Raw genomic sequence first — 22571 nt, 5'->3', positions numbered from 1 at the left:
AACCTCCTTAGTAAAAAATAAAAAGGTATCGGCTAATCCCCGATACCTTATCTTGTACGATGCCTTATTAATATGCAACTCTTTGTGCTATCCACCGAACCTAACTAATAAGATTATACGCAAAACTATCTTTTTTGCCAAGATTTTTTCCCAATTTACTAACCTAAATTTGGTTATTCTTCAATAATAACGTATAATTATAATAACTTAATTAGTCTGCTGTATTAGTCTGCTTGATATATTTTTGTGCTTTTTCCTAAGGCGTTATTGAGAAGGAGGAAGGTAGTGCTGTCAAAAAGTAGAAAGCGTTTAAAGCTAATATACAATCCAGAAGCTGGGCTGGCCGCATTTCGCACACGTTTAGATATGGCTATTCGAATTCTGCAAAGTGGCGGTTGGCAGGTCCTTACTTATCGGACAGAAGGTAAAGCGGAGTTAACCTCGACAGAAGCAAGAGTAGCCATTGATGAAGGGTGCTCAGCCGTCGTTGCTGTTGGCGGTGATGGTACGCTTCATCAAGTCATGAATGGATTAGTGTCACTAACTAAAGAAGGTCGTAAAGCACCAACTCTAGGGATCATTCCAGCTGGGACGGCCAATGATCTAGCTTCTTATCTTTCTATTCCTAAAGATATAGAAAATACTTGTAATATTATTGTCAAAGGCAAGAAGAAGCAAATCGATGCAGGATTTTTAGCAGGCCGTTTTTTTCTGAATGTAGCCAGCGGTGGATTGCTTACAGATGTTTCCCATAAAGTAGATCAGGCTGTCAAACAAGAGTTAGGGAAATTTGCCTATTACCTCAAAGCACTTGAGCAATTACCAGATTTTCGTCCTTTTCCTTTACAAGTCCAGCTTCCAGGAGGGGAAAAGATATATGAAGGTGATACACTGCTTTTTCTCGTTCTAAATAGTGCTGGAGCAGGTAGTTTTCCGCAATTAGCACCTAAAGCTCAAATTGACGATGCTTTACTTGATCTAGTAGTTTTCCGCTCCTGTTCCATCAGTGAGTTTGTAGGACTTTTTCTCAGCGTATTACAAGGTGAACACGTCCGTTCTCCATTAGTGACATATCACCAGGCCCAACGCTATATTCTTCAAGGACCAGATGATATGGAAACAGATCTAGACGGAGAGATTGGTCCTGCTTTACCTTGGGACGTACAAGTTCTTCCAAGTGCTTTAGAAGTTTTTGTTCCTGAACTTAGTGGGAAAAAAAAGCTACGATTGCGTTCAAAAAACTAAGGCAATGGTCACAAGGAGTTATTATTTGGTATACTAAATGGGGGTGATAGTAGATGACTTTACCACTTGATCAGGTTAGGAAGATTAAAGAATGTGCCAAGCATGTGCAAAGTGCTACAAGAATCGCCGTCTTAAGTGGTGCTGGAATATCTACCGAATCAGGTATACCGGACTTTAGAAGTACTGATGGTCTCTGGCAGAATTCTGAAGTACGAGAGGCTATTACGCGCTCTTGCTTTTCACGTCAACCAGAGCGGTTCTACTATTATTTTAGTCAACTTTTCTTATCATGGTCTGATATCAAACCGAATCAAGGTCATCAAGCCTTAGCAGATCTAGAAAAAAAGCTTGGCAAATGGGTAGGAATTGCGACTCAAAATATCGATGGACTCCATCAAGAAGCTGGTTCAACAAATATTGTAGAGTTACATGGCAATCTACGTTACGCAGTATGTCAAAAGTGTGGAACTACCAAAAGCATGAATGGCATCAAAGAAAAAATTCAGCAGAAGATTGTGCCACTTTGTGATTGTGGTGGCATCTTAAAACCAAAAGTCGTACTTTTTGGCGATCCTCTTGACATGCAAGAATTTCGCAAAGCACAAGTCTGGATGAGTCAGGCCGATCTTATCTTTTGCTTAGGCTCTTCTTTGACTGTAACGCCGGCAAATACACTGCTGAGTCACCGACGTAATGATAGTACACTTGTGATTATTAATCTTGAACCAACTGTTTATGATGAGGAAGCAGACTTTTTATTTCAAGGGTTAGTCGGGGAAATCTTGCCCGTCCTAGTTTCTTATAGTCAGAAAGTGAAGTAGTTAAGAATCTATAAGAAAGGCTGGTGAGAAGACTTAATGACTCTTTTGATTCTGCTTCTTTTTGTTATTTTTATCTTTTATATTTTAACTAAAAAGCCTAGCCAAGAGCACCAACAGCGGCAACGACCTGAGCAAGATTTTATGAGCTCAAGGTCTAATAGGGCTGGAGGGTATGATGGTAGTAGGACTAATGATGGGGATTACTACAAAAAGCGCAGTCTTCGCGATCCTGGCAATTTCATGGCTTTTGCAGGAGGAGCACTCGTAGGTGCTTTGCTCCTCAATCTTTGGAATCAAGGTAGAATTGAGGAGCAAAATGTGGAAGCATGGCAAAATCTTTCTCTAGAAGAGCTCAAAACAGAGCTAGTCGATCAAGGGATTGTTAGTGCCGATGAATTTGAACAGTTTGCTAATGAACAGCAAATGTTGTTAGATAACGATAATTATGACGATCATGGTGATCAAGATGATTACTATGATGATAATCATGATCAGAACTTTGACGACCACTTTGGTGGATTTGATGATCCTTTTGGTTGATTGTCAAAAAGATGGAGGTTGCAAGGAAGAGGGCTGGAGTTGATAGGACAATATGGATGGTCACAAAATCAGCCAATCTCTGAAACTATTGTTGGCAACAAGGCGCTATGGTTTGGCTGGCAAGATTGTAGCTTGGGATGAAGATGCTACGGAAGCAAAAGTTGCCCTTGCCTTAAGTATTCTTAGGGGCGATCATGATTGGTTTTACAAGATTACGGAACTATGGGATCCCTACTATTGTAGCGATCTACCTTATATAGATAAAGCCGATCCAGAAAGCTCTGATCGCCTCTGGTTCTTACTACGTTGTCATGGTGATATCGGCTATAGGGGCGTCGATTGGCGTTATTTGCCTTTATACCGTTATTGCCAAGAGCTGATTCCAGATAATCCTTTTCTCGTTTGGACTCTGGCTTTAGCTTACGGTGAGAAAAAAAGCCTAGAGTTAGAAGCTCTTCAAATATATGAGCAAGCTTTACAAATTCCAGAATCCCTACTAGTAGAGTACGATAGCCGACCTATAATGGCTGAGGACGAGAACTTTGCTTCTTTATCGTGGTTTCGTTCTGATCTGAACGAAGTAATTAGTTATTATCTTTGGGAAGCAGGTCGTTATCCAGCGGAAACAGAAGTCCACCAGCGTTGTCAAGAAAGGTTGCTTAAAGCACGATTATACAAAGAAGCTTTATCAGAAGAAGATGTAGAGTGGCTTTGTGATCAATTGCAAAGGCAAGATAGAACTTTGTTGACAGACCATCAAAAAGTAGCTATTTATCGTAATCTTGCTTCATGGGCTCTAAAAGAAGGGAGAGTTCAACACTCTCTTTTACCGCTTCTTGAAGAAGGAAATCGTTATCTGTCTATTTGGGATAAACCTAAAGTAGAAGCTTTAATCGGCAAAAGCTATCTGCGTAGTGGAGAATGGGAAAAAGCAGTTTACTGGTTGCAAAGAGCAAACTTACGCAAAAAAAATGATAGTCATCTGGCTCTTTTCTTGGCAAGAGCTTTTTTTGCTTGGTTTTATGCACTAGAGAAGTCAGAGAAAAGCATAACAATTTTTGAAGAGTGCTATCAAGCTTGGTTAGAAGTATTAGCTTTACAAGACTATGCTTTAGAAGCTTTGCTTGTCTTAGCAGAACTAGCAGAAGTAAAGGGAGACTTAGAAGAAAGCCAAAAAATGTACGAGCAAGCTTTAGAGTTATTAGCACAGGAGCCTTATAGTGACGATGACTATGGTCGAGTCTACCTACGCTTTGCTCTTCTTTTATTCCGCAGGGAGAAAGAGCCAGAGGCTACGGAGCTTTTAGAGCAAGGGGCTGTTTTTTGGTATGGTCATGATTGGGCGGAAGAGTAATAAATTAAGACCATAATTTAGGACCAAAGACCTGCAAAAAAAGGGCCTAAAGTCGTAGATACAGTATGCAAGATTAGCTATATAATTACATTAACCTTCTTTTCTCACATCCAATCTATGTGACCTGCCAATGTTGAGCAGGTTATTTTTTTTTCACTTTTTTGGCCTACTGCATAAGATAGAGCAAGATCCGAACAGAACGGGGTGTATCTATGCAGTATGGAGATTTAATGGTCATTGCTATGTATATTTTAATCTTTGGTCTTATTGCGATTGTTACTTTTGTAATGCGTAATTTTGGGCCCGCTATTGTAGATTATATACAGAGTAAGACAACAGAACAGCAAAGAGAAATGTTAGTTTATTTTGCTCGTAGTGCTGTAGTTTTTGCTAGAAATCGCTTTGGTGATTTATCAGGGTCGGAACAGTTCGAGAAAGCTTTAGAATATCTTCATAAGTCTTTAACTAACCGCGGTATGCCTATAGAACGCGATGAAATGGAAGCCCTTATAGAATGGGCTTACGAAGAAGCAAAGCAGGCTGGCCTGATAAAGGCTCTTTCAGAACAGACTTTAACTGAAGAACAGTAGTTATGCAGTACATCTTCTTTATTACTGTAGTCTAACGAAAAAAATTAGCAGAAGTCTCTTGCTATTTCCTAAGGAATAGCGAGAGACTTTTTTTCGTTGTATTGAGAGTCAAGACAAGGGAGTAAGATGTGACAAAGGACGGTGATCATGGTGTCAAAAATGAGGAAGATCAAATCAGGAAATCTCTTACCTCATTTAATGGATGATATAACTATACCTTTAGAAAATGTAAAGAAACTTCAATTGAATACGTTGAATGTCCCTTTGCGCGTTGATGTACCTGATCCTTACCAGGCTAAGATGTCACTTCATCCTCAAGCATTCGAATATGTTCAAAATAACTTGCCTCGCTTACGTCAAATGGGTGTTGATCTTTTCTTAGAGCCTTTCCCCTGGGTTCAGCAAGGAGAATTGGCTGAAACAGCGTGGAATCCTGATGATGTTGACAGTTGGTTTGAACAGTGGGGTTCTATTTGTCTCCAAGCGGCTCATTTTGCTCAGTCTCACGGTATTGAGAAACTTGTTATATCTGATGGCATCCATCATCTAGAGCCTTATCCAGATCAGTGGATAAAGCTGATTAAGGAGATACGTTTAATTTATCGAGGTCAGATAACTTATCGAACACAATGGTGGTACTCTGCTTGGCATAGCCCTTGGACGATTTTTAAGTTTTATCGTAAACTGCAGAATCCACTTTTTGGTCACCTAGACTTTATATCTATATCAGCTTATTTTGAATTAACTAACAGCAATGCTCCAGGTGAAAAAGCGCTAATTGATAGTTGGTATCGCTCAACACGGCAGTTTCGGCAACAGCCTATTGTGGAGCAAGTGCAGATGTTGCAAAAGCGCTGGCAAAAACCTATCTTTTTTGGCGAAGTAGGTTATGTAGACCGTGCTGGTACTAATCAAAAGCCCTGGAGTGTTCAACCGTCAGATATTATAAATGAACAGGAGCAAGCTGATTGTTTTTCTGCTTTTTTTAGAGTTTTTTGGCATCATAGCTGGTTTTTGGGAGCTTCTGTTTTTCAGATTCATTTGCCCCAATCGCTTTATTACCCTGTTGGCAAAAAAGCAGAAGCTATCATTAGACAGGCGCCTGTAGAAGTCTCCGCTACGCCTTGGATAGGAGCTCTACGTTCTATTCAAAGTAGATGGTCGGAACGATGAGGTGGCACATATGAAGTCTTTACGTCAATACCGTGCTCTTTCTATTCTGATTGTCCTGATGCTTTTTCCTTTTCTGTTGACTTATCTGGGTCTTGATCTAGTAGCTTTCTTAGAAGAAATTCGAGAAAATGAAAAAATTGCTCTTTTTTTTACTATTCCTTTACACATCATATTAAGTGTTTCTCCCATGGGTTCAGAGCCTGTAGCACTAGCTAATGGTTTCATTTACGGCATATATTTAGGTTCGCTCGTTAATTGGATTGGCTCTTTGACAGGTTCTATTGTAGGTTATTGGCTCATTTATCAGGGTGCAGAGGAAGCAAATTTGTCTCGTTATATGAAAAAGCTACCTCCTTTTATACGTAACATACCAGTATCATCACCACTTTTTCTGATTGGTGTGCGTTTTATTCCTTTTGTAGGTAGTGATATTGTGAAATACGTAGCACCTATGTGGAAAGTGCCTTTTGGTCGTTATCTCTGGACTTCTGCTGTCGCTATTTTTCCTATAGCAATTTTTATGGCCGCTCTAGGGAGTGGTGCTACTTTTCTGATTGACTATGTGAATAAATACTGGTTTTAAGTTTATGAAAGGTACTGTAACTAATAAAGGCCTGAAACTTCTCACTTAAGAAGCTCAGGCCTTCTGTTCTTGATTACGATAAGAAAAAGGTATCCACAATCCCCCAAATTAAAACAGCACCAATAGCTAATGGTAAGAGATATTGAATGATATAGCCGTACCATTCGCCAAAAATAATCTTGCCTTTGGGGTTGTTAGCTTCAGCGATGACATTTTTGCTTTTCCATACATAGCCGGCAAAAATGCTTGTTAGCAAACCTCCTAGGGGAAGTAAGATGTTGCCGCTGATGAAGTCATAAGTGTCTAAAATGTCCATTCCTAAGATGTTTACATGACTAAGCAGGCTGTAACCGAGGGTGGGAGGAAGTCCAAGTAAGAAGATAATAAATCCGACTAGTAAAGAAGCTTTAATGCGATCCCAGCCTTTTTCATCAATAAGCCAGGCTACGACTACTTCTAAGAGCGAGAAAGCAGAAGTAAGGGCGGCAATACTAAGCAAAAGGAAGAACAAAAATCCGAAAAATCCGCCCCAAGGCATCTCTGCAAAGACAGCTGGCAAAGTGATAAATGCTAAGCCTACGCCACCAGCAGGATCGAAGCCTAGCGAAAAAACGGCTGGAAAGATAGCAAAACCAGCAAGTAGAGCAACCATCGTATCCATACCAATTACCCAACCGGCGCTATCTGATACATTTTCTCTCTTGGGTAGATAACTGCCGTAGGTAATTAAAACACCCATACCTAAGCTTAAGGTAAAGAAGGCCTGCCCAAGGGCAGTTAGAAAAGTCTCTCCAGTTATTTCTCCAAAGTCGGGTGACAAGTAGAAGGACACTCCAGCGCTAGCCCCTTCTAAAGTAAGTCCTCGAAGCACAAGTGCGATTAAGATCACAAAGAGCATAGGCATTAAGATTTTGGCCCATCGCTGAATCCCTTTGACAACACCAGCTGTAATAACGAGCAAAGTTAGAATCATAAAAAGAGCATGCCAGAAAATAGGAGCAAACACATCGGTGATATGTTCTACAAAAATAGTTTCATAATCTAACCCCGGCACAAAACCACCGATAGCTTTGAAAGTGTAAGCGAGAGACCAACCAGCTACGACTGAATAAAAAGATAGGATTACAAAAGCGGCCAGAACACCAAGAGCACCAGTGAGCCACCAGGGTGTATCAGGAGCTAAGCTTTTGAATGCTCCAATAGGACTTTGTTGCGTTTTGCGACCAATGGCGATTTCTGTAACCATAAGAGGATAGCCAATGAGAATAATAGCGATCAAGTAGATGAGAACAAAAGCGGCGCCACCTTGATCACCGGCCACGTAAGAAAAGCGCCAGATGTTCCCTAGTCCCACAGCTGAACCTGCCGCTGCTAAAATAAAACCAAATCGTGAGGCCCACTGTTCTCTATTACCATTACCCACTGAAAAACCTCCCCATTCTGATTGCAACTACTATTGAAACTCATTAGTTTGTACCTAAAATAGTAGTCTATAGTGATCACAGGTAAAAACATGAGATTAACAACACACCTAGTATTACCGGTTGCTTAACATTTAGTTCACTAGCAGAAAAAGGCAACCCCTTAGTAGGAGTTGCCTTTTTCTGATTGAAAATAATGCTCATTCTAGCTTAGCGACCAACAAACATTTGAACCCAGGCACCTTGATAATAGCCAACACCAAGAGTGTTGAAGTTAGCGTTTAAGATATTGGCTCTATGGCCGGGACTATTCATCCAAGCATTCATAACTTCTTGAGGTGTTCTTTGACCGCGAGCAATGTTTTCACCGGCCGTGCGATACTGAATACCGTAGCTTCTCATCATATCAAAAGGGGAACCATGGGTAGGTGAAGTATGAGAGAAGTAGTTGTTGTCAATCATGTCTTTGGCCTTAATATGAGCTACGTTGCTTAAAGCACTGTCAAAGCGCATAGGTTGAAGGCCAGCTTTGGCACGTTCTGCGTTAACAAGGTCAGCTACTTGCTGTGCAAAACTATTTTGTGCTGGTTGTTGTGGAGCAGGAGTAGGAGCAGGAGCAGGAGCAGGAGCAGGTGCTGGCGCTGGCGCTTGGCTAGGTAGATTGAGAACTTGTCCAACATAAATACGATCAGGATTAATACCAGGGTTGGCTAGAACGAAATTATGTAGATTAAGTCCTAGTTTCTGTGCGATACGAAACATGCTGTCACCAGGTTGTACAGTATAGCGAGCATTTTCAATGCGTAGTGCTTGACCAGGAATGATCATGGTGCTCGTCAAGTTATTGACTCGCATGAGTTCTTGCACTGACATGGAATGAGCTGTTGCGATTCTCCAGAGTGAATCACCTGATTTTACGTGGTAGATACTTTGAGAAGCACTTGTAATGCTTGGTAATAAAAGCAAACTAGCAATAATGCCGACGCTTAATGGATATAGCAATTTTTTCTTCATACTTTTTTCTCTCCTTTGTAAAGAATAGTTTTGTGGATGCTTTGGCCATCTTTATAACCATTCGAATAGTGATAGTGTAATTTATACCGTCAAAGAAGTGTTTTTTATTTCCAAATAATGAGTTGGAACAATTAATCTCAATAACTACGCTGTAAGGAGAGAAGGTTGTGAAAAAGCTTTTAAGGGGATGGAAGAAGAGTACCCTAGTCCTTTACTCACTCCTCACAATCCTTTTGATTACTGCCTGTGGAGCAGAAGAAGAGGGACAAAAAGTCTATAAGCCAGATCTACCAGCTCTTAGCTTACCGCAGGAAGAAGCAAGGCAAGAACATCAACTAGATATATCTCAGAGGACCTTAAAGGTTGTAGAAGAAGGTGACCTCTTTCAAGAAGAGGGGCCTTATCTATATATGTTAAAAAGAGGTCAACTCATCATTGTTCAGACCTATCCATTAGAAGAGATGAAAATTGTCTATTGCCAAGAGATGGAAGATAACTTTTACCCTTTAGAACTATACCTGAAAGACAGACAACTAGTCTTGGTAGGTACAGTAGAAAAAGAAAGGGCAGTATATCAAGCCGATTCCTACTATGGACCTGCTACTGTAAAGGCATTGATCTTTGACATAGCTGAATCGGGGGAGATAGAAGTTAAGCGAGAAGTAATGGTAGATGGTCGCTACATTAGCTCTCGTCGTATAGGAGATAAAATCTATCTCTTCGCTAATCGTAGTAGCAGTGGCTATCGCGCTTCCGAGGGTGAAAAAAAAGCTACCTACTCTTTTGTAGATAGCGCTATGGCAGATAACCCTGGTGTAATAGATGATCCAGAAATCCATTACTTCCCCTATTTTGTTGAGCCAGAATACTTGACGGTAGCATCATTTTCCATAGTTCAGCATGAACAAAAAGCAGAAATAGCATCTTATCTAGGAGCTGGAGAGTACGTTTATGCTTCCGAAGATAGCCTCTATGTAGCTGTTACACAGTACACACCGAAAGCACCTTTGATTCTAGCACCGGAACAGGAGAAAGTAGGCTCCATAGAACCAGCTAACTTTGAAGAGTATACTTCTATTTTTAAATTTGCAATAAAAGATAATAAGATGGTTTTCAAAGGTCAAGGTAACGTACCAGGTACTTTGCTTAATCGATTTGCTATGGTAGAAAAAGAAGGGAATTTATGGATTGTAACCACGAAAGGAAACCCTTGGGCTACAGGTGAAAAAGGTGCCAAACAACAATTTTATATTCTTGATGAAACCTTGTCTATCTTAGGAAAAGTAGAAGAATTAGCACCAGAAGAACAACTTGCCGCTGTTGCCTTCTCTAGTCACTTTGCTTATCTAGTTACATTTCAAGAGCAAGCGACCTTCTATGTAATTGATGGTCTTTATCCTGAGCAACCAACTCTTTCAGCTAAGCTCCCTATCTCTAGTTATAGTAATTATCTGCATCCTTATGGTGACCACATCTTGCTTGGTTTTGGTAGAGAAAAAGGGATACGATTTAGTGCTCTTGACTTAACTGATAAGGCTAAACCAGTGGAAAAGTTTCTAGAGATTATAGGACAGTATGGCAGTGATACAACTATTTTTCGTGATAGTCGGCCACTTTTTTTTAGTAAAGATAATGAGATTATTGCTTTTCCTGTGACTATTCGCCAGATAGAAGGCATAGAAGATGAAAAATTTTTTCAAGGTGTCTACCTCTATCGGTATGATGAAGAAAAGGGCTTAAAACATTGGGGTAAAATTCCACAAAGTAGGGAGAAAAAAGATGAAGCAGTTTTTGGAATTTTTGAAGAAGGTGACAATTTATACCTGCTCTCAGAGAGTAAGTTGCAAGTTTTTGGTATAGATAAATTAGATTATCGAAGTGAATTAACTATCCCTTAGAAGTAAATGAGCAATCCCTTAAATAAAAAGGGATTGCTCGATCTACCCTTAGCTAACTGCTAGGGGTATTTTTTTGTTTTTCGACAATTTTCAATTGAAAATTCTAGACAAATAAGATACCTTAAGTGTATAAAGCAATATTTTCCTGTTAAATTTGCAATAGTTTTTATTTGTTTATAGTGATTAGAGGAGGTTATCATTAAATGTCTCTATCTTGGATTCGTTTAAAAAGAGAAGAAAAAGGCTTGTCTCTTCAAGAATTATCGCGCATGTCTGGTGTTTCTGTATCTTATCTTAGTGAAATTGAGAGAGGCACAAAAGAAGGAGCTTCTAAAACAGTTATAAAGATTGCATCAGCCCTTGGTGTACCAAGAGAAGAAGTAATGAAGCCAATAACAGAAAGTGAAATTGGTCTAGGACAAAGAATTCGTATGATTCGTGAAAAGAAAAATCGCTCATTAGCTGATCTAGCTACTGCTGTCGGCCTTGAAGAAAGTCAGCTTATAGAAATAGAAAAAGGTGAAACGAAACCAAACATAGACTTATTACGAGCTATTGCTGATGAATTAGATATTACAGTATCCCAGCTTTTTAGTACTCTATCTATGATTGCTACTCGCTTAAGAACAGTACGAGAACAATCAGGGTTAACGCAAGCAGAGTTAGCAGAAAAAGCTGGTGTTTCTCCTGGCTTAATTGGCCAACTAGAGCAAAGTAAGGTTCAGCCATCTTTACGTACAATAGAAAGAGTCTCAGAAGTACTAGGGGTAACACCTTGCTATTTTCTTGTTCCTCAACCTTCTCTAGAAACATTGCTTCCTCTCATTGGCGATGACTTAATTCAGTTACTGAAAGAGCCTAAAGTTCAAGAAGTTTTACGTATGATTTATGATTTAAGAGAAGAAGAACTTCGCTTTGTCTTCGGTGTCATACGATTGCTCAAAGAAGAACGTCCAGTTACAACAGTAGAAAAAGAACTTGAAAAAGATTGTTGTTAGAGTAAATTAGTACATACTGTAGCAGGAAGATCTTTCTCTTTGTCGAATAAAAATGGGGAGATGGGAAAAACTTCCCATTAACTAATAGAGAAAGGTGGCGTATCTTCTTAATGTTCAAATGTGGTGTCTGTGGATATATTCACGAAGGCTCTGCCGCTCCAGTTAACTGTCCCAAATGCGGCGCACCTCAAGAAAAATTTAGCCAGCTTACAGAAGAGGCGGCCAATCTAGTTGAAAAATCTCGAGTTACCAATGATATTCATGTACAAATGCTAGCTGTTCTTGAAAATGTGATTGCACTAGCTGAAGAAGGTCGTGAAGAAGATTTGGATCCTGGCTGTAATAAAGTCTTCGATGCGATCAAGAATTCTGCCATAGAGTATAGACAGTCTATTAAGGCAGAAATTCAAGGTCACATGAGTAAAGGAAAATGGGGCTAAAAAGCTCTAGATATGACAAAAAAGAGTCGTCGTCCTAGGACTTCGACTCTTTTTGTTCGGAACAACAAAAATAATAAGTAAATTGGTGTATGCTCTTATGGTCCTGGGGAAAATTCTAATAAGGGAAAAAGTTCAATCATAAGAGGTGGAGTAAAAATGGTAGATATTGAAGGTTTCAAAGAACGGCTAGCATCTCGCATTGCAGAAGGGAAAAATCATGGCATTTCTGACGATGTCATGAAAGAAGGCATTGTTAACTTAGCTGATATTGCAGTTCACTTTTTTTCAGCTAATAAGCCTGAAGAAAAACTAATGAAAGAGCTATGGGATATAAGCACAGAAGATGAGAAAAAAGTGTTAGCTGATGTTCTTTTGCGTTACGGAAAACAAGGACTTCATTAAAAAAGGCCCTGTCTTTCCATAGGCGCAGGAAAAAAACCTGCGCCTATGTTACGTCTACCTTTTGCCAGTAATTGCTACTCATCTACTGAAAAAGGTTTAATGAAGCTTTTTCTCGCCACATCCACAGGAGCAACTTTGCTTATCAGCAAGGCCATTTACTTGTGCTGTAGATGTAGAAACGTCTTCAGGAGAAACAACTTTTACGTTGTCGAGAACATCTTTGAAGCGCGTTCTCATGGCTTCTACATATTGACGACGTAAGTTATCACGTTCTAGCTGTTCCTCCTCTGTTAATCCTTCAGAGCGATTCTTGCGCGACAATTCGTTGATTCTTTCAATAAGTTCTTTTGGTATCATTTAGATAAAGTCTCCTTTCTATAGTTCCATGATTGTGGTAAACTTTAATACTGACAGGTTATTAAGGCGGTGAAAAAGAACAGGAGTGGACCATTCTGGACAGAGATAGTCTCATTGTATCAACTCTTATAGAGATGTATCCAGATGCTTGTTGTGCTTTACACTACAAAAATCCTTTTGAACTGCTCATTGCTACTATTTTAGCCGCCCAGGCGACTGATAAGTCTGTCAATCAGATCACACCTGATCTTTTTGCACGTTACCCGACGCCTGCAGATTTTCTTCCATTATCCCAGTCAGAAGTGGAAAAAGAAATACGAACGATTGGTCTCTATAAAAACAAAGCGCGCCATATCTTAGCAACCTGTAGAATATTAGTAGAAAAGTATGGTGGCGTTGTACCTTCTGTAAGAACAGAATTAGAAGCTCTACCTGGAGTAGGAAGAAAAACGGCCAATGTTGTGCTCAGCAATGCTTTCAACATACCGGCTATTGCAGTAGACACTCATGTATTACGTGTTTCCAATCGACTAGGCTTATCTGATAGTAAAGACGTTTGGAAAACAGAACAGAGGCTGATGGAAAAAGTACCAGAAGAGCTCTGGTCACAACTTCATCACTGTCTTATTTACCACGGTAGACAAGTTTGTCATGCTCGCAAGGCTGATTGTGAGCGTTGTCAACTAGCACTGTATTGTCAATTGTACAGTAACGAACAGCTTGAAGTAAGGGGGACTGGGCCATGAAAGTATTGACGACGATGGCAATCAAAGAAGTTTATCTAGATCGTTTAGAAGATGCCTATCCAGGTATACATTGGCGTATTTGTCGCACTACAGGGGAAGCTCTAGAATACTTACCGAGAGCTGATGTTTTAGTTACTTATGGTGAAGGACTTACGCCTCAGTTACTCAAAAGAGCAGAGAAACTGCGCTGGATTCATTCCATGAGTGCAGGATTAGAAAATATTCCATTCCAAGCCTTAATAGAAAGAGAAATTCAGTTAACTAATGTACGGGGTATTCATCGAATTCAAGTAGCTGAACATACCCTCGGTGTGATGCTTTCTTTTGTACGTCAGTTACCTTTCTTTACTCGCATGCAAGAGCTTTCTAGATGGGAATATCACGTCAAATTCGATGAATTATTCGAACAGACGGTGACTATTGTAGGCTTAGGTGCATTAGGTCAAGAAATAGCTGCTAGATGCCGAGCTTTTGGTATGCGTGTCACTGGTGTTAATACAGACGGTCGAGATGTAGAAGGTGTTCATAAAGTTTATCCTACGGACCAATTGCGCAGAGCTTTGTCAGAAGCTGATTTTGTAGTTGTCACAGTGCCTCTCGTAGAGAAAACGGAGAATTTAATTGGGGAAGCTGAGCTCGATGCTATGAAAAAGTCTGCCATTTTCATAAACGTTGCTCGTGGCAAAGTTGTTGATCAAAAAGTCTTGATCCAGTTCTTAGAGGAAGGCCGCATTGCCGGTGCCGCTTTGGATGTTTTTGAGAAAGAACCTCTTTCTGAAAACAACCCTCTCTGGAAGATGCACAATGTGTTGATTACGCCTCATGTAGCTGGTCGTTCACCTCGCTACATGGAAAGAGCCATGGAAGTATTCGAAACTAACTTGAAAGCATTTATCGAAGAGAAGCCTTTGCCACTTAATGTAATTGATCTGGAAAGAGGCTACTAAAAAATATTTTAGTTAGAGAAGAAAAGCAAGAACCTACCTATATAAGGTAAGGTCTTGCTTTTTTTTTATCTAAAATGGGTAAGATGATCCTGCATTAACAGGAGGATTTACCATGGATATAGATGTATCTGGTATTATTATTCGTGGTTTTGCCGCTTACACATTTTTATTAATCTTTACAAGGATGTTAGGCCGACAAATTATCTCGCAAATGACACTCTTTGACTATGTAGTCGGTATTACCATCGGTTCGTTGGCGGCTGATATGACATTAGCAGGTAGTGATAATTTTTGGGATGGTCTCTTAGCTTTAGCAGTGTGGATTATATTGCCAATTGTGCTTGGCTGGGTTACTTTGCGCTCTTATAAGATTCGTAAAGTTGTAGAAGGTGAACCATCTCTGATCATAGTCAATGGTACAGTAGATAAGCAAGCTTTGCAAAGACATCGTTTTAATATTGATGATCTGATGTCTAGCCTGCGCTCACAGGGAGCATTTGACATAGCTGATATAGAGTTTGCTATATTAGAGACTGATGGGCGTGTATCAGTTTTGAAAAAAGCCCAAAAAGCGCCTCTTACACCGAAAGATCTGAACCTTGCTACACCTTATGTTGGTTTACCGACCACTATTATGGAAGATGGTAATATAATTGAACATCGCTTGCAAGAAGTTAAGTTAAGCAAAGAATGGCTGATTACGCAGTTGAGGAATAGAGGAATTCATGACATTAGTGAAGTTTTTATCGCTCAAATTGATACACAAGGTAACCTTTATGTAGACCTAAAAAAAGACGGTCCTAAATGAAGGACCGAAAAGTAAGCCGATAAAGCTTTTCCTTAGTGATCTTTTACAAATCATAATCGTACGATTAAATCTATAGTTTGGTAGGCGAAAAGATAAGTAATCAAAGAGTAAAACATTTTTGGCCAACCAAAGACAAAACCACCAAGGATGAGTATAGATATATTAAAGAAAAAAATTGTTTGCCCAAGGCTAAAACGACTGCCACGAGAAATAATAATGGCCAGAATATCAATGCCATCAATAGAACCTTTACCGCGAATAACTAGACCTACTCCTATGCCGATAGCTAAACCACCGAGCACAGAAGCTAAGAAATCGTTGTTTGTTATGGTAGGTACAAAGTGTAACAAGTAAATGAAAAAGCCAAGAAAGAATAGGGCCATGATAGAACGTTTAGTAAAGGGAGCACCAAAATAATAATGACCGATGAACAAAAATGGAATATTCAGTAGGACAATCCAAAAGCCCAGATATAGCGGAGTAAGATGAGAAAGTATAATTGCTAGGCCAGTAGTGCCTCCGTCCATTATCTTATTAGGAGCAAGAAAAGTTTCTAGTGCTAAAGCTACAAAAAAAGACCCTATAAGAAGGAAAATCCTTTCACCGATGAGGAAAGATTGGGAGGGTATTTTTTTGATTTTCATAAGTCAACGCCTCTTTGGAGTGTTTATCCAATTAGTAGTCAACCCCGTCCCAATCTATGACTTATTCTGTACTTAGAGAGTCAATAAATTGCCTAGCTGTACGACCAGACCGTCCGTTTTGTTTTCTTTCCCAGATTAGAGCAAGGCGGTGCAATTCTTCTCTGGCCATGGAGAGCTTACGTTCCTTAGCCAGTGATTCTACAATTTGCAAGTACTCTTTTTGCGTAGGTGCCATAAAAGTCACCGTAATGCCAAAGCGATCAGCTAGAGACATTTTTTCTTGATAGCTGTCGCCTGGTCTTAATTCATCTTCTTGCACTTCTACAGTACGGTCGCTTACTTTTTCTTTGATCAAGTGTCGGCGATTAGAAGTGGCGTAGATCACCATATTGTCAGGTCGTACTGCAACTGCGCCTTCTAATAGTGCTTTCATTTCCTGGTAACCTGTTTCGCCATCTTCGAAAGAAAGATCGTCAACGAAGACGATTAAAGCCCCTTTTTTTCTTTTACTAGCTGATATAATAGCCGGAAACTCGCCAAGGCGACTTTTGGGAACTTCTAATAAGCGCAAGCCTTGCTGGCCAAAGCGATGAATTAAGGCTTTAACTGTTGAAGATTTGCCAGTACCTCGATCACCGTAGAGTAGAATATTGTTTGCACGATAGCCTTTGACTAGTTTTTCTGTATTATCTATGATCTGTTGACGTTGTTTTTCGTAACCTATAAGATTTTCTAAAGCAATTGGATCAGGTTCATCAATGCCAACAAATTCACTTTCCCAGCGAAAAGCTAGGTAGCGAGCATAAAGTCCTGAACCGTATTGCCCATAGTAGTCAAGTAACTTAGGAAGCTCCATGGACCAATCTTCTGTATTAGCCAGATGAGCTTTTATTTTTCGATAGCCTGACATGAGCCAGTTATCTTGATGAAGCTCTAGTGCTTCAAGATCAGACCAGAGAGGTAAAGGACGTCCCACAATTTTTTGTGCTTCCTGTTGCCACCAAGTGGCTGAAAGGTTATACAAATGCTGTAAGGCCGTTAATTCCATGGCCAAGGAGGAGCGTAAAGCGAGGCCTGTGGGTTTGTGTAGTGCCGCTTTTTGAGAAAAAGTTGTTTCTAACTCTAAGGTGCGATCCAAAAGATAGTTTTGCCAGCAATCCCCTTCAACAGTTCGAGAATCTAATTCGCTGTAACTTACTAGATTCTCGAACAATTGCCAGTATAGATCGGAAACTACCCAGATGTCTTTTGAAGAGCTATAAAAATGTGAGCAAAGCTGATAAGCTATGCTTAAGGTTTTATCTTCTCGAAGAGGTCGGTAAAAGCCTAAAGAGTGCCAAGCACTCATGACTTCTTCGTAGAAGGCTTGTTCTTTTCGAAAAGAAGAAGCAATTGTCATCATGGACCTCCTTTCTGCAAGGCTTCTTTTCGACAAATTCAAAAAGAAATCCTTTGTTTCAAGCATGTGCAATAGGAAAGGTGGCGATTCTCTCTTGTATAGACATCGAATGCGAGCCGCAGGAATTTTAGTTAATGAAGAAAAAAAAATTCTGCTCATTCATCATCGTCATCCCCGTAGAAAATACGAATGGCTATCGCCACCAGGTGGTGGTGTCGATGAAGGGGAAACGATTTTTGAAGCGGCAGAAAGAGAAATGTTAGAAGAGTGTCATCTACAGTGCAGAGCTGACAAATTGCTATATGTAGTGGAATGGCTAGATGATATTCGCAAAATTCATCACCTTGAGCTTTACATACAAGTTACTTACGTAGGAGGTACTTTGCAGATAGGAAAAGATCCTGAAGTGACAGAGGGAGAGCAAATGATTTTAGACTGCTTTTTCATGTCTGAAGAAGAAATCAGAGCGGCTACCTTACCTGTATACCCAGGAATTTTACACCATCAATTCTGGAGGGACTACGAGAAAGGCTTTAGTAGCCATCAAGTCTATTTAGGGCGGGAAGTAGAGATTTGAAGTAGGCTTGTCTAATGAAGTAGCTGAAGTTATTTTTCCAGAATAGCTTGGTGAGGGCACTTTTCAATACATTTTTTGCAGTTAATACACTTCTCCTCGTCAATAACCCAGTCTTTTACCCAGAAAAAACGAACAGAACCAACTGGTATGATAGCCTTGGTGGGACAGATTTTGGCTGGTGGACAGCCTTTGAATTTATCACACTTGTTAGAATCAATATAAAGCATGGTGGGAAGCCTCCTTTTCTTTTACATTTTTATAGTAAGGGCTAATGGAGGCTATGTCAATATACCTACGGGGGGTATGGTAGGTATATTTATGAGCAAAGGAACAAAATAATAGGCCGATCGAATGTTTACAAAAGAAAGGAAGGAGCTCCCATGATCGGACCTATTATTGGGATTATTTTATTTATCTTACTAGCCGCTGTTGCTCTCTTTTTTATTTTGCCCAAGTACCGACCTACGGCGGCATACTTGGCTCTCAATCTAGGTAGAGAGTTTACCGATAAAGTAAAAAAACCACCTAAACTGCTTACAGTTCCGATGGGAAAAGATAACGAAGTAACACTAGGGTGGGTCGGTCATTCTACCTGGTTAGTTGAAATGCTAGGAACGCGCTTGATTACGGACCCCATCTTCTCCAAAAGGGCTGTTTTTCCGAAAAGGCTTGTAGCACCAGCTGTACAACCTGAACAGATTGACTCTTTGCAGTTTGTTCTACTATCTCACGCTCATTTTGATCATCTTGATCTAGCTAGTCTAAAAGCTTTGCCTGAAGAGGCTGTGATTGTACTACCAGCAGGTGATGAAGCGGTTGTACAAGATCTACCTCACAAGAAAGTTGCCTTGAAAGCTAACGAATCTTATAGCTTTGAAGACTTAAACTTTAAAACTTTTCAGACTCGCCACAAAGGTGAAAGAGCCATGGGACAGTCTTCTAAGCTGACTCTTGCTTACCTCATCCAAAAAGGAGACTATTCCATCTTCTATATTGGCGATAGTGCTTATAGCCGTGAATTAGTAGAAGAAGTGCGAGAAGCTTGTCCCCAAGGAATTGATGCGGTGCTAGTACCAATTGCCGCTTATAAACCTCAGGAGTTTCAAGACGATCATTGCAGTCCCGAAGATGGCTTGCAGATGGCGCTAGAAATGGGTGCTCGCTCCATTCTTCCCATGCACCACGAAACTTTTCAGCTTTCCTTAGAACCTATAGACGAACCTTTACGGCGCTTCAAAAAAGCGGCAGAAGATCTTGAAGTGACTAAACTAATTAACCCACTCCCCATTGGAGGCACTTTAACCATAGAAAAAAGTCCTGCAAAAAAAGATATTAGCAAGACCTATCACTGAGCTTAGCTTAACTTTTGGCCGCCATTTCTTAATCAAAAAGCTTAAAGGAAACTAACAGGATAATAGTATATATAGGATAAGGAAACCTCCTTTTCGACAAAATACTTTCGAAAAGGAGGTTTTTTCTATGGCTGAACGTTCGATTATTGCTTACTTTAAAGAGTCTGATCTGGCAGAAGATGCTACGAAGCATCTGAAGCAAAAAGGTTTTGAAACGGTAAGAATGGATAATTTTCATCATTTCCCAGAGCCTCAGTCAGCAGAGCGTTACTTTAATCCTCTAACTGGTGATGAGCGTAGATCGGTAACAGCTTTATCAGAAGGCATAGAAGGGGGTGACGATACCTCTCCTCTAGCGGCCGCTATGCCTACTGCCTCTGGCATGTCAGATAACAGTACTTTCATAACAGGTGAAAATTATATCGTTACAGTCGTCTGTGATGAACAGCGCTTTGAGGAAGCTCAGCAATTATTAGCATCTTATGGTGGGAACGTCGGGGTGTGAAGTCTCCGACTGGGAGGAGTAGTTAATGGAACGATGGATCGGTTGGCCGATTGAGCGTTATCTTATACTATTTACGTCCATTGCTTTTTTGCTCATAGCAGTGCAGGCAACGCTTTATCATTATCGTCAAAACTTTCGCCACTGGGCAATGTGGGGTCCTACTATTGGCTTACCAGTAGCGGCCCTTGTTGGTTTTCTTTTGACGTGGCGAGACCTTTCAATTTTGCGTTGGCTTTTTTTAATTCTTTTAGTTGTTGAACTATTTAGTGGCCTTTCTGGTTTTTATTATCATGGCCGAGGCGTCAGTCAACGCGTAGGGGGATGGGACATTAACAATGTTATGGTTGGTCCGCCCTTTATCTTACCGCTTATGGTTTCTGGTCTATCTATTTTCGGCTTACTGGCTCTCTTATTGTAGAAAGGGGGCATGGATATGACGGTTTCAACGATTTACCCTGACTATGATGTAATGAAAGAAAAAGCAAAGTGGGATGAAAATACGCGCCATGTCGTAGAAGGACGCTTAAAAGCACCAGGTATGCCCCGCTTTTTTTCTCCTCAGGAATTGACTTTGCTTAAATCAGCTTTGCATAGAATAGTTGATGAAGAAGATAAAGGAATAATTGCTCGTGTAGCAGGTCAAATTGATGATCATTTGGCCGAAAAAAGAGGGCAAGGTTATCGCCAAGTAGGCGTAGCAGAAGAAGAAGCTTTGTTCCGCCTAGGTCTTACTTTATTAGATACAACAGCGATGCAAGCTTATGAAGAGTCTTTTTTACAATTAACAGCTCAACAAAAAGATGAAATCCTAGGTCAAGTGCAGCGTGGTGAAGTGATCTGGAAGGAAATTAAGCCTCAAGATTTTTTTAACAAACTGCTACGTACGGCTGTAGACTTTTTCTTTTCTCAGCCTGAGATATGGTCAGAGATAGGCTATGGTGGACCTGCTTACCCCCGCGGCTACTATCGTATCGAATATGGCCTAAAAGATCCTTGGGAAGCAAGGTTAGACAGGAAGTTAGTAGCTAAGAGAGCGGAAGCAGGTCTAGGACCAGGGCCTATTCGGAGGGTGGACCGATGAATCATGAAACTGGTCTACCTTGGAAGAACTTAAATGAAGAAGTCGATGTTGTTATTGTTGGTGCTGGTGCAACGGGCGCTGTTGTAGCGCAGGAATTAGGTCGTGCTGGTCTTTCTGTTGTCTTAATTGAAGCAGGCCCTTACTGGGAAGTTAGTCGTGACTTTGTGAGCGATGAACTGCACATGCGTAAAACAGCTTGGCGCATGAAGCGCTTGACTGCAGGCACAGATGCTCCTGAATTAGGTCATAATATTTCTGGTTCTGGCGTCGGTGGAGGTACTAACCACTTTACTGCTGTAGTGCCGCGACTATTTCCTTCTGATTTTCGCATTAAGACTATTGATGGTGTTGGTGAAGACTGGCCTATTACCTATGAAGATGTAGCCCCTTACTATGAGCAGTTAGAAAAAGAAATACCTGTCTCAGGACCAAAGCATTATCCCTGGGGAGGTTTTCATGGTCCCTATCCTTATCCAGCTCGCGAGCCAGTAGGAGCGATGCATCAAGTCTTACGCATTGGTTGTGAAAAGTTAGGTATTCGCAGTTCTGTAGCACCACTGGCTATCTTATCGGCACCTTTTCAAGGACGCCCACCTTGTATTAACCGTGGCTTTTGTGCTCAAGGCTGTCTACCTAATTCGAAGTTCTCAACTTTAATACATCATATTCCCAGAGCTCTTGATGCTGGTGTAGAACTTCGCCACGGTTGTATGGTTAATCGCCTACTTTGTAAGCCTGACGATACTATTGAAGGTGTTACCTTTTTATTCAATGGTCATGAGTATCGACAAAAAGCAAAAGCTGTCATCCTCTGCGCCTCAGCTATTGAAACGCCTCGCCTTCTGCTTATGTCAGCAGATGGACGGCACAAAAAGGGCTTAGCTAATAGCAGTGGTATGGTAGGCAAATGCTTTATGTTGCATTCAGGTCATGAAGTAGTGGCTAGGTTTCCTGAGGAGATCTTGCCTTATAAAGGCACACCAATTCTAACGACAACTCAGGAATTCTACGAATCTCCTAGCGATGGATCTCGTGTGCGCGGTTATTCCATTCATGCTCATGGTTCTAGGCCCTTAGCTTTTATGAAGATTGTCACCAAAACGACGAAGACTTGGGGTCGCCATTTGCGCGAAATTGCCCGTGATTACAATTATTTTGCTCGCTTGACTATAGTGGGTGAAGTATTACCACAGATTAAGAATTCGATTACGCTCTCCGATGAAAAAGATGAATTTGGCTTGCCAGCGCCGATTGTTACTTTCTCTTATGGCGACAATGATCGCAAAGTGATTGAAGATGGCGTGAATATGTGTAAGCAAATCTTAGAAGCGGCGGGGGGGAAAGTAGAGTTTATCTGCCCTGATACTTCTCATATGCTTGGCGGTTGTCGTATGGGTAGCAATAGTTCCGATTCTGTCGTCGATGGCTGGGGAAGGAGTCATGATCATAAGAACCTATTTATTGCTGATACGTCTACCTGGGTAACTTCAGGTGCTTCCAACCCCACTTTAACAGCTATGGCACTGGCCTGGCGGACTGCAGACTATATGGTGGAGGAGTTTCGGCAGGGGAATTTGTGAGCTTCACTATGTCAGACAGAGTTAAGGAAAGAAGAATTGATTAATTTGATTAAAAATTTATAGAATGAAAAAACCCTGTCGAAGCTCAAAATTCGA

Annotated in this window: 26 protein-coding genes; 20 read left to right on the top strand and 6 right to left on the bottom strand. The window is 40.6% G+C overall.

Going from position 1 to position 22571, the window contains the following annotated elements:
• The first annotated feature begins 285 nt into the window (after positions 1-285).
• The 7 genes from F9B85_RS09585 (at position 286) to F9B85_RS09555 (ending at position 6306) form a co-directional block, all read left to right on the top strand.
• The gene (locus tag F9B85_RS09585; RefSeq protein ID WP_170270380.1) at positions 286-1245 is read left to right on the top strand and encodes a diacylglycerol/lipid kinase family protein; all 960 of its coding nucleotides are present in this window, start codon (positions 286-288) and stop codon (positions 1243-1245) included.
• Positions 1246-1298: 53 nt separating this feature from the next.
• The gene (locus F9B85_RS09580) at positions 1299-2066 is read left to right on the top strand and encodes an SIR2 family NAD-dependent protein deacylase (protein ID WP_151620298.1); all 768 of its coding nucleotides are present in this window, start codon (positions 1299-1301) and stop codon (positions 2064-2066) included.
• A 36-nt stretch (positions 2067-2102) separates the two neighbouring features.
• Positions 2103-2606 (top strand): hypothetical protein, encoded by a 504-nt coding sequence (locus F9B85_RS09575; RefSeq protein ID WP_151620296.1) that lies wholly within the window; start codon positions 2103-2105, stop codon positions 2604-2606.
• Between the two features lie 52 nt (positions 2607-2658).
• Positions 2659-3960, top strand: coding sequence for a tetratricopeptide repeat protein (locus F9B85_RS09570; RefSeq protein ID WP_151620295.1), 1302 nt, complete (start codon positions 2659-2661; stop codon positions 3958-3960).
• Positions 3961-4172: 212 nt separating this feature from the next.
• A complete protein-coding gene (locus tag F9B85_RS09565; RefSeq protein WP_151620294.1) occupies positions 4173-4550 on the top strand; it encodes a phage holin, LLH family in 378 nt (125 codons plus the stop codon).
• Positions 4551-4697: 147 nt separating this feature from the next.
• Positions 4698-5723 carry a glycoside hydrolase family 113 gene (locus F9B85_RS09560; protein ID WP_151620293.1) on the top strand — a complete coding sequence of 342 codons (1026 nt, stop codon included), beginning with the start codon at positions 4698-4700 and terminating at the stop codon, positions 5721-5723.
• Between the two features lie 10 nt (positions 5724-5733).
• Positions 5734-6306 (top strand): TVP38/TMEM64 family protein, encoded by a 573-nt coding sequence (locus tag F9B85_RS09555; protein ID WP_151620292.1) that lies wholly within the window; start codon positions 5734-5736, stop codon positions 6304-6306.
• A gap of 73 nt (positions 6307-6379) precedes the next feature.
• Here F9B85_RS09555 and F9B85_RS09550 read toward each other — a convergent pair whose 3' ends face one another.
• Both F9B85_RS09550 and F9B85_RS09545 read right to left on the bottom strand, forming a co-directional pair.
• Entirely contained in the window at positions 6380-7729 is a 1350-nt protein-coding gene (locus tag F9B85_RS09550) for a sodium-dependent transporter (RefSeq protein ID WP_151620291.1), read from the bottom strand.
• Between the two features lie 208 nt (positions 7730-7937).
• Positions 7938-8741 (bottom strand): LysM peptidoglycan-binding domain-containing protein, encoded by an 804-nt coding sequence (locus F9B85_RS09545; RefSeq protein ID WP_151620289.1) that lies wholly within the window; start codon positions 8739-8741, stop codon positions 7938-7940.
• A gap of 167 nt (positions 8742-8908) precedes the next feature.
• Between F9B85_RS09545 and F9B85_RS09540 the strand changes: the two genes are divergently transcribed.
• The 4 genes from F9B85_RS09540 to F9B85_RS09525 all read left to right on the top strand — a co-directional run bounded on the left by F9B85_RS09540 (position 8909) and on the right by F9B85_RS09525 (position 12479).
• Positions 8909-10639 (top strand): beta-propeller domain-containing protein, encoded by a 1731-nt coding sequence (locus F9B85_RS09540; RefSeq protein ID WP_151620287.1) that lies wholly within the window; start codon positions 8909-8911, stop codon positions 10637-10639.
• 203 nt (positions 10640-10842) lie between these two features.
• Positions 10843-11637, top strand: coding sequence for a helix-turn-helix domain-containing protein (locus F9B85_RS09535; protein ID WP_151620285.1), 795 nt, complete (start codon positions 10843-10845; stop codon positions 11635-11637).
• Between the two features lie 110 nt (positions 11638-11747).
• Positions 11748-12077 (top strand): rubredoxin-like domain-containing protein, encoded by a 330-nt coding sequence (locus F9B85_RS09530; RefSeq protein ID WP_151620283.1) that lies wholly within the window; start codon positions 11748-11750, stop codon positions 12075-12077.
• 156 nt (positions 12078-12233) lie between these two features.
• The gene (locus tag F9B85_RS09525) at positions 12234-12479 is read left to right on the top strand and encodes a DUF3243 family protein (RefSeq protein WP_151620281.1); all 246 of its coding nucleotides are present in this window, start codon (positions 12234-12236) and stop codon (positions 12477-12479) included.
• Between the two features lie 96 nt (positions 12480-12575).
• Here F9B85_RS09525 and F9B85_RS09520 read toward each other — a convergent pair whose 3' ends face one another.
• Positions 12576-12836, bottom strand: a complete 261-nt coding sequence (locus F9B85_RS09520; RefSeq protein WP_151620279.1) for a DUF896 domain-containing protein — start codon at positions 12834-12836, stop codon at positions 12576-12578.
• A gap of 95 nt (positions 12837-12931) precedes the next feature.
• Between F9B85_RS09520 and nth the strand changes: the two genes are divergently transcribed.
• The 3 genes from nth (at position 12932) to F9B85_RS09505 (ending at position 15337) form a co-directional block, all read left to right on the top strand.
• Positions 12932-13582, top strand: a complete 651-nt coding sequence (gene nth / locus F9B85_RS09515; RefSeq protein WP_207707094.1) for an endonuclease III — start codon at positions 12932-12934, stop codon at positions 13580-13582.
• Entirely contained in the window at positions 13579-14529 is a 951-nt protein-coding gene (locus F9B85_RS09510) for a D-2-hydroxyacid dehydrogenase (RefSeq protein WP_151620275.1), read from the top strand. Before nth ends, F9B85_RS09510 begins: the two co-directional genes overlap by 4 nt.
• Before the next feature lie 112 nt (positions 14530-14641).
• Positions 14642-15337 (top strand): YetF domain-containing protein, encoded by a 696-nt coding sequence (locus F9B85_RS09505; RefSeq protein WP_151620273.1) that lies wholly within the window; start codon positions 14642-14644, stop codon positions 15335-15337.
• A gap of 50 nt (positions 15338-15387) precedes the next feature.
• Here F9B85_RS09505 and F9B85_RS09500 read toward each other — a convergent pair whose 3' ends face one another.
• Both F9B85_RS09500 and F9B85_RS09495 read right to left on the bottom strand, forming a co-directional pair.
• Positions 15388-15981, bottom strand: coding sequence for a YitT family protein (locus tag F9B85_RS09500; RefSeq protein WP_151620271.1), 594 nt, complete (start codon positions 15979-15981; stop codon positions 15388-15390).
• A gap of 61 nt (positions 15982-16042) precedes the next feature.
• Positions 16043-17383, bottom strand: coding sequence for an ATP-binding protein (locus F9B85_RS09495; RefSeq protein ID WP_170270378.1), 1341 nt, complete (start codon positions 17381-17383; stop codon positions 16043-16045).
• 91 nt (positions 17384-17474) lie between these two features.
• Between F9B85_RS09495 and F9B85_RS09490 the strand changes: the two genes are divergently transcribed.
• Positions 17475-17957 (top strand): NUDIX domain-containing protein, encoded by a 483-nt coding sequence (locus tag F9B85_RS09490; protein ID WP_170270376.1) that lies wholly within the window; start codon positions 17475-17477, stop codon positions 17955-17957.
• A gap of 29 nt (positions 17958-17986) precedes the next feature.
• On the opposite strand, the gene F9B85_RS09485 is transcribed toward F9B85_RS09490, so the two are convergent.
• Entirely contained in the window at positions 17987-18184 is a 198-nt protein-coding gene (locus tag F9B85_RS09485; protein WP_151620265.1) for a 4Fe-4S binding protein, read from the bottom strand.
• Positions 18185-18337: 153 nt separating this feature from the next.
• Here F9B85_RS09485 and F9B85_RS09480 point away from each other — a divergent pair, with 153 nt between their 5' ends.
• The 5 genes from F9B85_RS09480 (at position 18338) to F9B85_RS09460 (ending at position 22475) form a co-directional block, all read left to right on the top strand.
• Positions 18338-19309: an MBL fold metallo-hydrolase gene (locus F9B85_RS09480; protein ID WP_151620263.1), complete on the top strand. Its 972-nt coding sequence runs from the start codon at positions 18338-18340 to the stop codon at positions 19307-19309.
• Positions 19310-19436: 127 nt separating this feature from the next.
• Positions 19437-19814 (top strand): hypothetical protein, encoded by a 378-nt coding sequence (locus F9B85_RS09475; RefSeq protein WP_151620260.1) that lies wholly within the window; start codon positions 19437-19439, stop codon positions 19812-19814.
• A gap of 25 nt (positions 19815-19839) precedes the next feature.
• Positions 19840-20232: a hypothetical protein gene (locus tag F9B85_RS09470; RefSeq protein ID WP_151620258.1), complete on the top strand. Its 393-nt coding sequence runs from the start codon at positions 19840-19842 to the stop codon at positions 20230-20232.
• A 15-nt stretch (positions 20233-20247) separates the two neighbouring features.
• Positions 20248-20895 carry a gluconate 2-dehydrogenase subunit 3 family protein gene (locus F9B85_RS09465; protein ID WP_170270375.1) on the top strand — a complete coding sequence of 216 codons (648 nt, stop codon included), beginning with the start codon at positions 20248-20250 and terminating at the stop codon, positions 20893-20895.
• Positions 20892-22475: a GMC family oxidoreductase gene (locus F9B85_RS09460; protein WP_151620254.1), complete on the top strand. Its 1584-nt coding sequence runs from the start codon at positions 20892-20894 to the stop codon at positions 22473-22475. The genes F9B85_RS09465 and F9B85_RS09460 overlap by 4 nt, the downstream gene beginning before the upstream one ends.
• Positions 22476-22571: the final 96 nt, after the last annotated feature.

This window comes from Heliorestis acidaminivorans (genome assembly GCF_008933955.1).
GTDB classification, from domain to species: Bacteria; Bacillota; Desulfitobacteriia; order Heliobacteriales; family Heliobacteriaceae; genus Heliorestis; species Heliorestis acidaminivorans.
The sequence above is the reverse complement of the archived record's forward strand: the minus strand, read 5'-3'. Positions and strand labels throughout refer to the sequence as shown.

Bases quoted from the DNA above. Each gene is read 5' to 3' on its own strand.
- F9B85_RS09580 (WP_151620298.1), top strand. From the start codon at position 1,299: ATGACTTTACCACTTGATCAGGTTAGGAAGATTAAAGAATGTGCCAAG.
- F9B85_RS09575 (WP_151620296.1), top strand. From the start codon at position 2,103: ATGACTCTTTTGATTCTGCTTCTTTTTGTTATTTTTATCTTTTATATT.
- F9B85_RS09570 (WP_151620295.1), top strand. From the start codon at position 2,659: ATGGATGGTCACAAAATCAGCCAATCTCTGAAACTATTGTTGGCAACA.
- F9B85_RS09565 (WP_151620294.1), top strand. From the start codon at position 4,173: ATGCAGTATGGAGATTTAATGGTCATTGCTATGTATATTTTAATCTTT.
- F9B85_RS09560 (WP_151620293.1), top strand. From the start codon at position 4,698: ATGGTGTCAAAAATGAGGAAGATCAAATCAGGAAATCTCTTACCTCAT.
- F9B85_RS09555 (WP_151620292.1), top strand. From the start codon at position 5,734: ATGAAGTCTTTACGTCAATACCGTGCTCTTTCTATTCTGATTGTCCTG.
- F9B85_RS09545 (WP_151620289.1), bottom strand. From the start codon at position 8,741: ATGAAGAAAAAATTGCTATATCCATTAAGCGTCGGCATTATTGCTAGT.
- F9B85_RS09535 (WP_151620285.1), top strand. From the start codon at position 10,843: ATGTCTCTATCTTGGATTCGTTTAAAAAGAGAAGAAAAAGGCTTGTCT.
- F9B85_RS09530 (WP_151620283.1), top strand. From the start codon at position 11,748: ATGTTCAAATGTGGTGTCTGTGGATATATTCACGAAGGCTCTGCCGCT.
- F9B85_RS09525 (WP_151620281.1), top strand. From the start codon at position 12,234: ATGGTAGATATTGAAGGTTTCAAAGAACGGCTAGCATCTCGCATTGCA.
- F9B85_RS09520 (WP_151620279.1), bottom strand. From the start codon at position 12,836: ATGATACCAAAAGAACTTATTGAAAGAATCAACGAATTGTCGCGCAAG.
- F9B85_RS09510 (WP_151620275.1), top strand. From the start codon at position 13,579: ATGAAAGTATTGACGACGATGGCAATCAAAGAAGTTTATCTAGATCGT.
- F9B85_RS09505 (WP_151620273.1), top strand. From the start codon at position 14,642: ATGGATATAGATGTATCTGGTATTATTATTCGTGGTTTTGCCGCTTAC.
- F9B85_RS09500 (WP_151620271.1), bottom strand. From the start codon at position 15,981: ATGAAAATCAAAAAAATACCCTCCCAATCTTTCCTCATCGGTGAAAGG.
- F9B85_RS09495 (WP_170270378.1), bottom strand. From the start codon at position 17,383: ATGATGACAATTGCTTCTTCTTTTCGAAAAGAACAAGCCTTCTACGAA.
- F9B85_RS09485 (WP_151620265.1), bottom strand. From the start codon at position 18,184: ATGCTTTATATTGATTCTAACAAGTGTGATAAATTCAAAGGCTGTCCA.
- F9B85_RS09480 (WP_151620263.1), top strand. From the start codon at position 18,338: ATGATCGGACCTATTATTGGGATTATTTTATTTATCTTACTAGCCGCT.
- F9B85_RS09475 (WP_151620260.1), top strand. From the start codon at position 19,437: ATGGCTGAACGTTCGATTATTGCTTACTTTAAAGAGTCTGATCTGGCA.
- F9B85_RS09470 (WP_151620258.1), top strand. From the start codon at position 19,840: ATGGAACGATGGATCGGTTGGCCGATTGAGCGTTATCTTATACTATTT.
- F9B85_RS09465 (WP_170270375.1), top strand. From the start codon at position 20,248: ATGACGGTTTCAACGATTTACCCTGACTATGATGTAATGAAAGAAAAA.
- F9B85_RS09460 (WP_151620254.1), top strand. From the start codon at position 20,892: ATGAATCATGAAACTGGTCTACCTTGGAAGAACTTAAATGAAGAAGTC.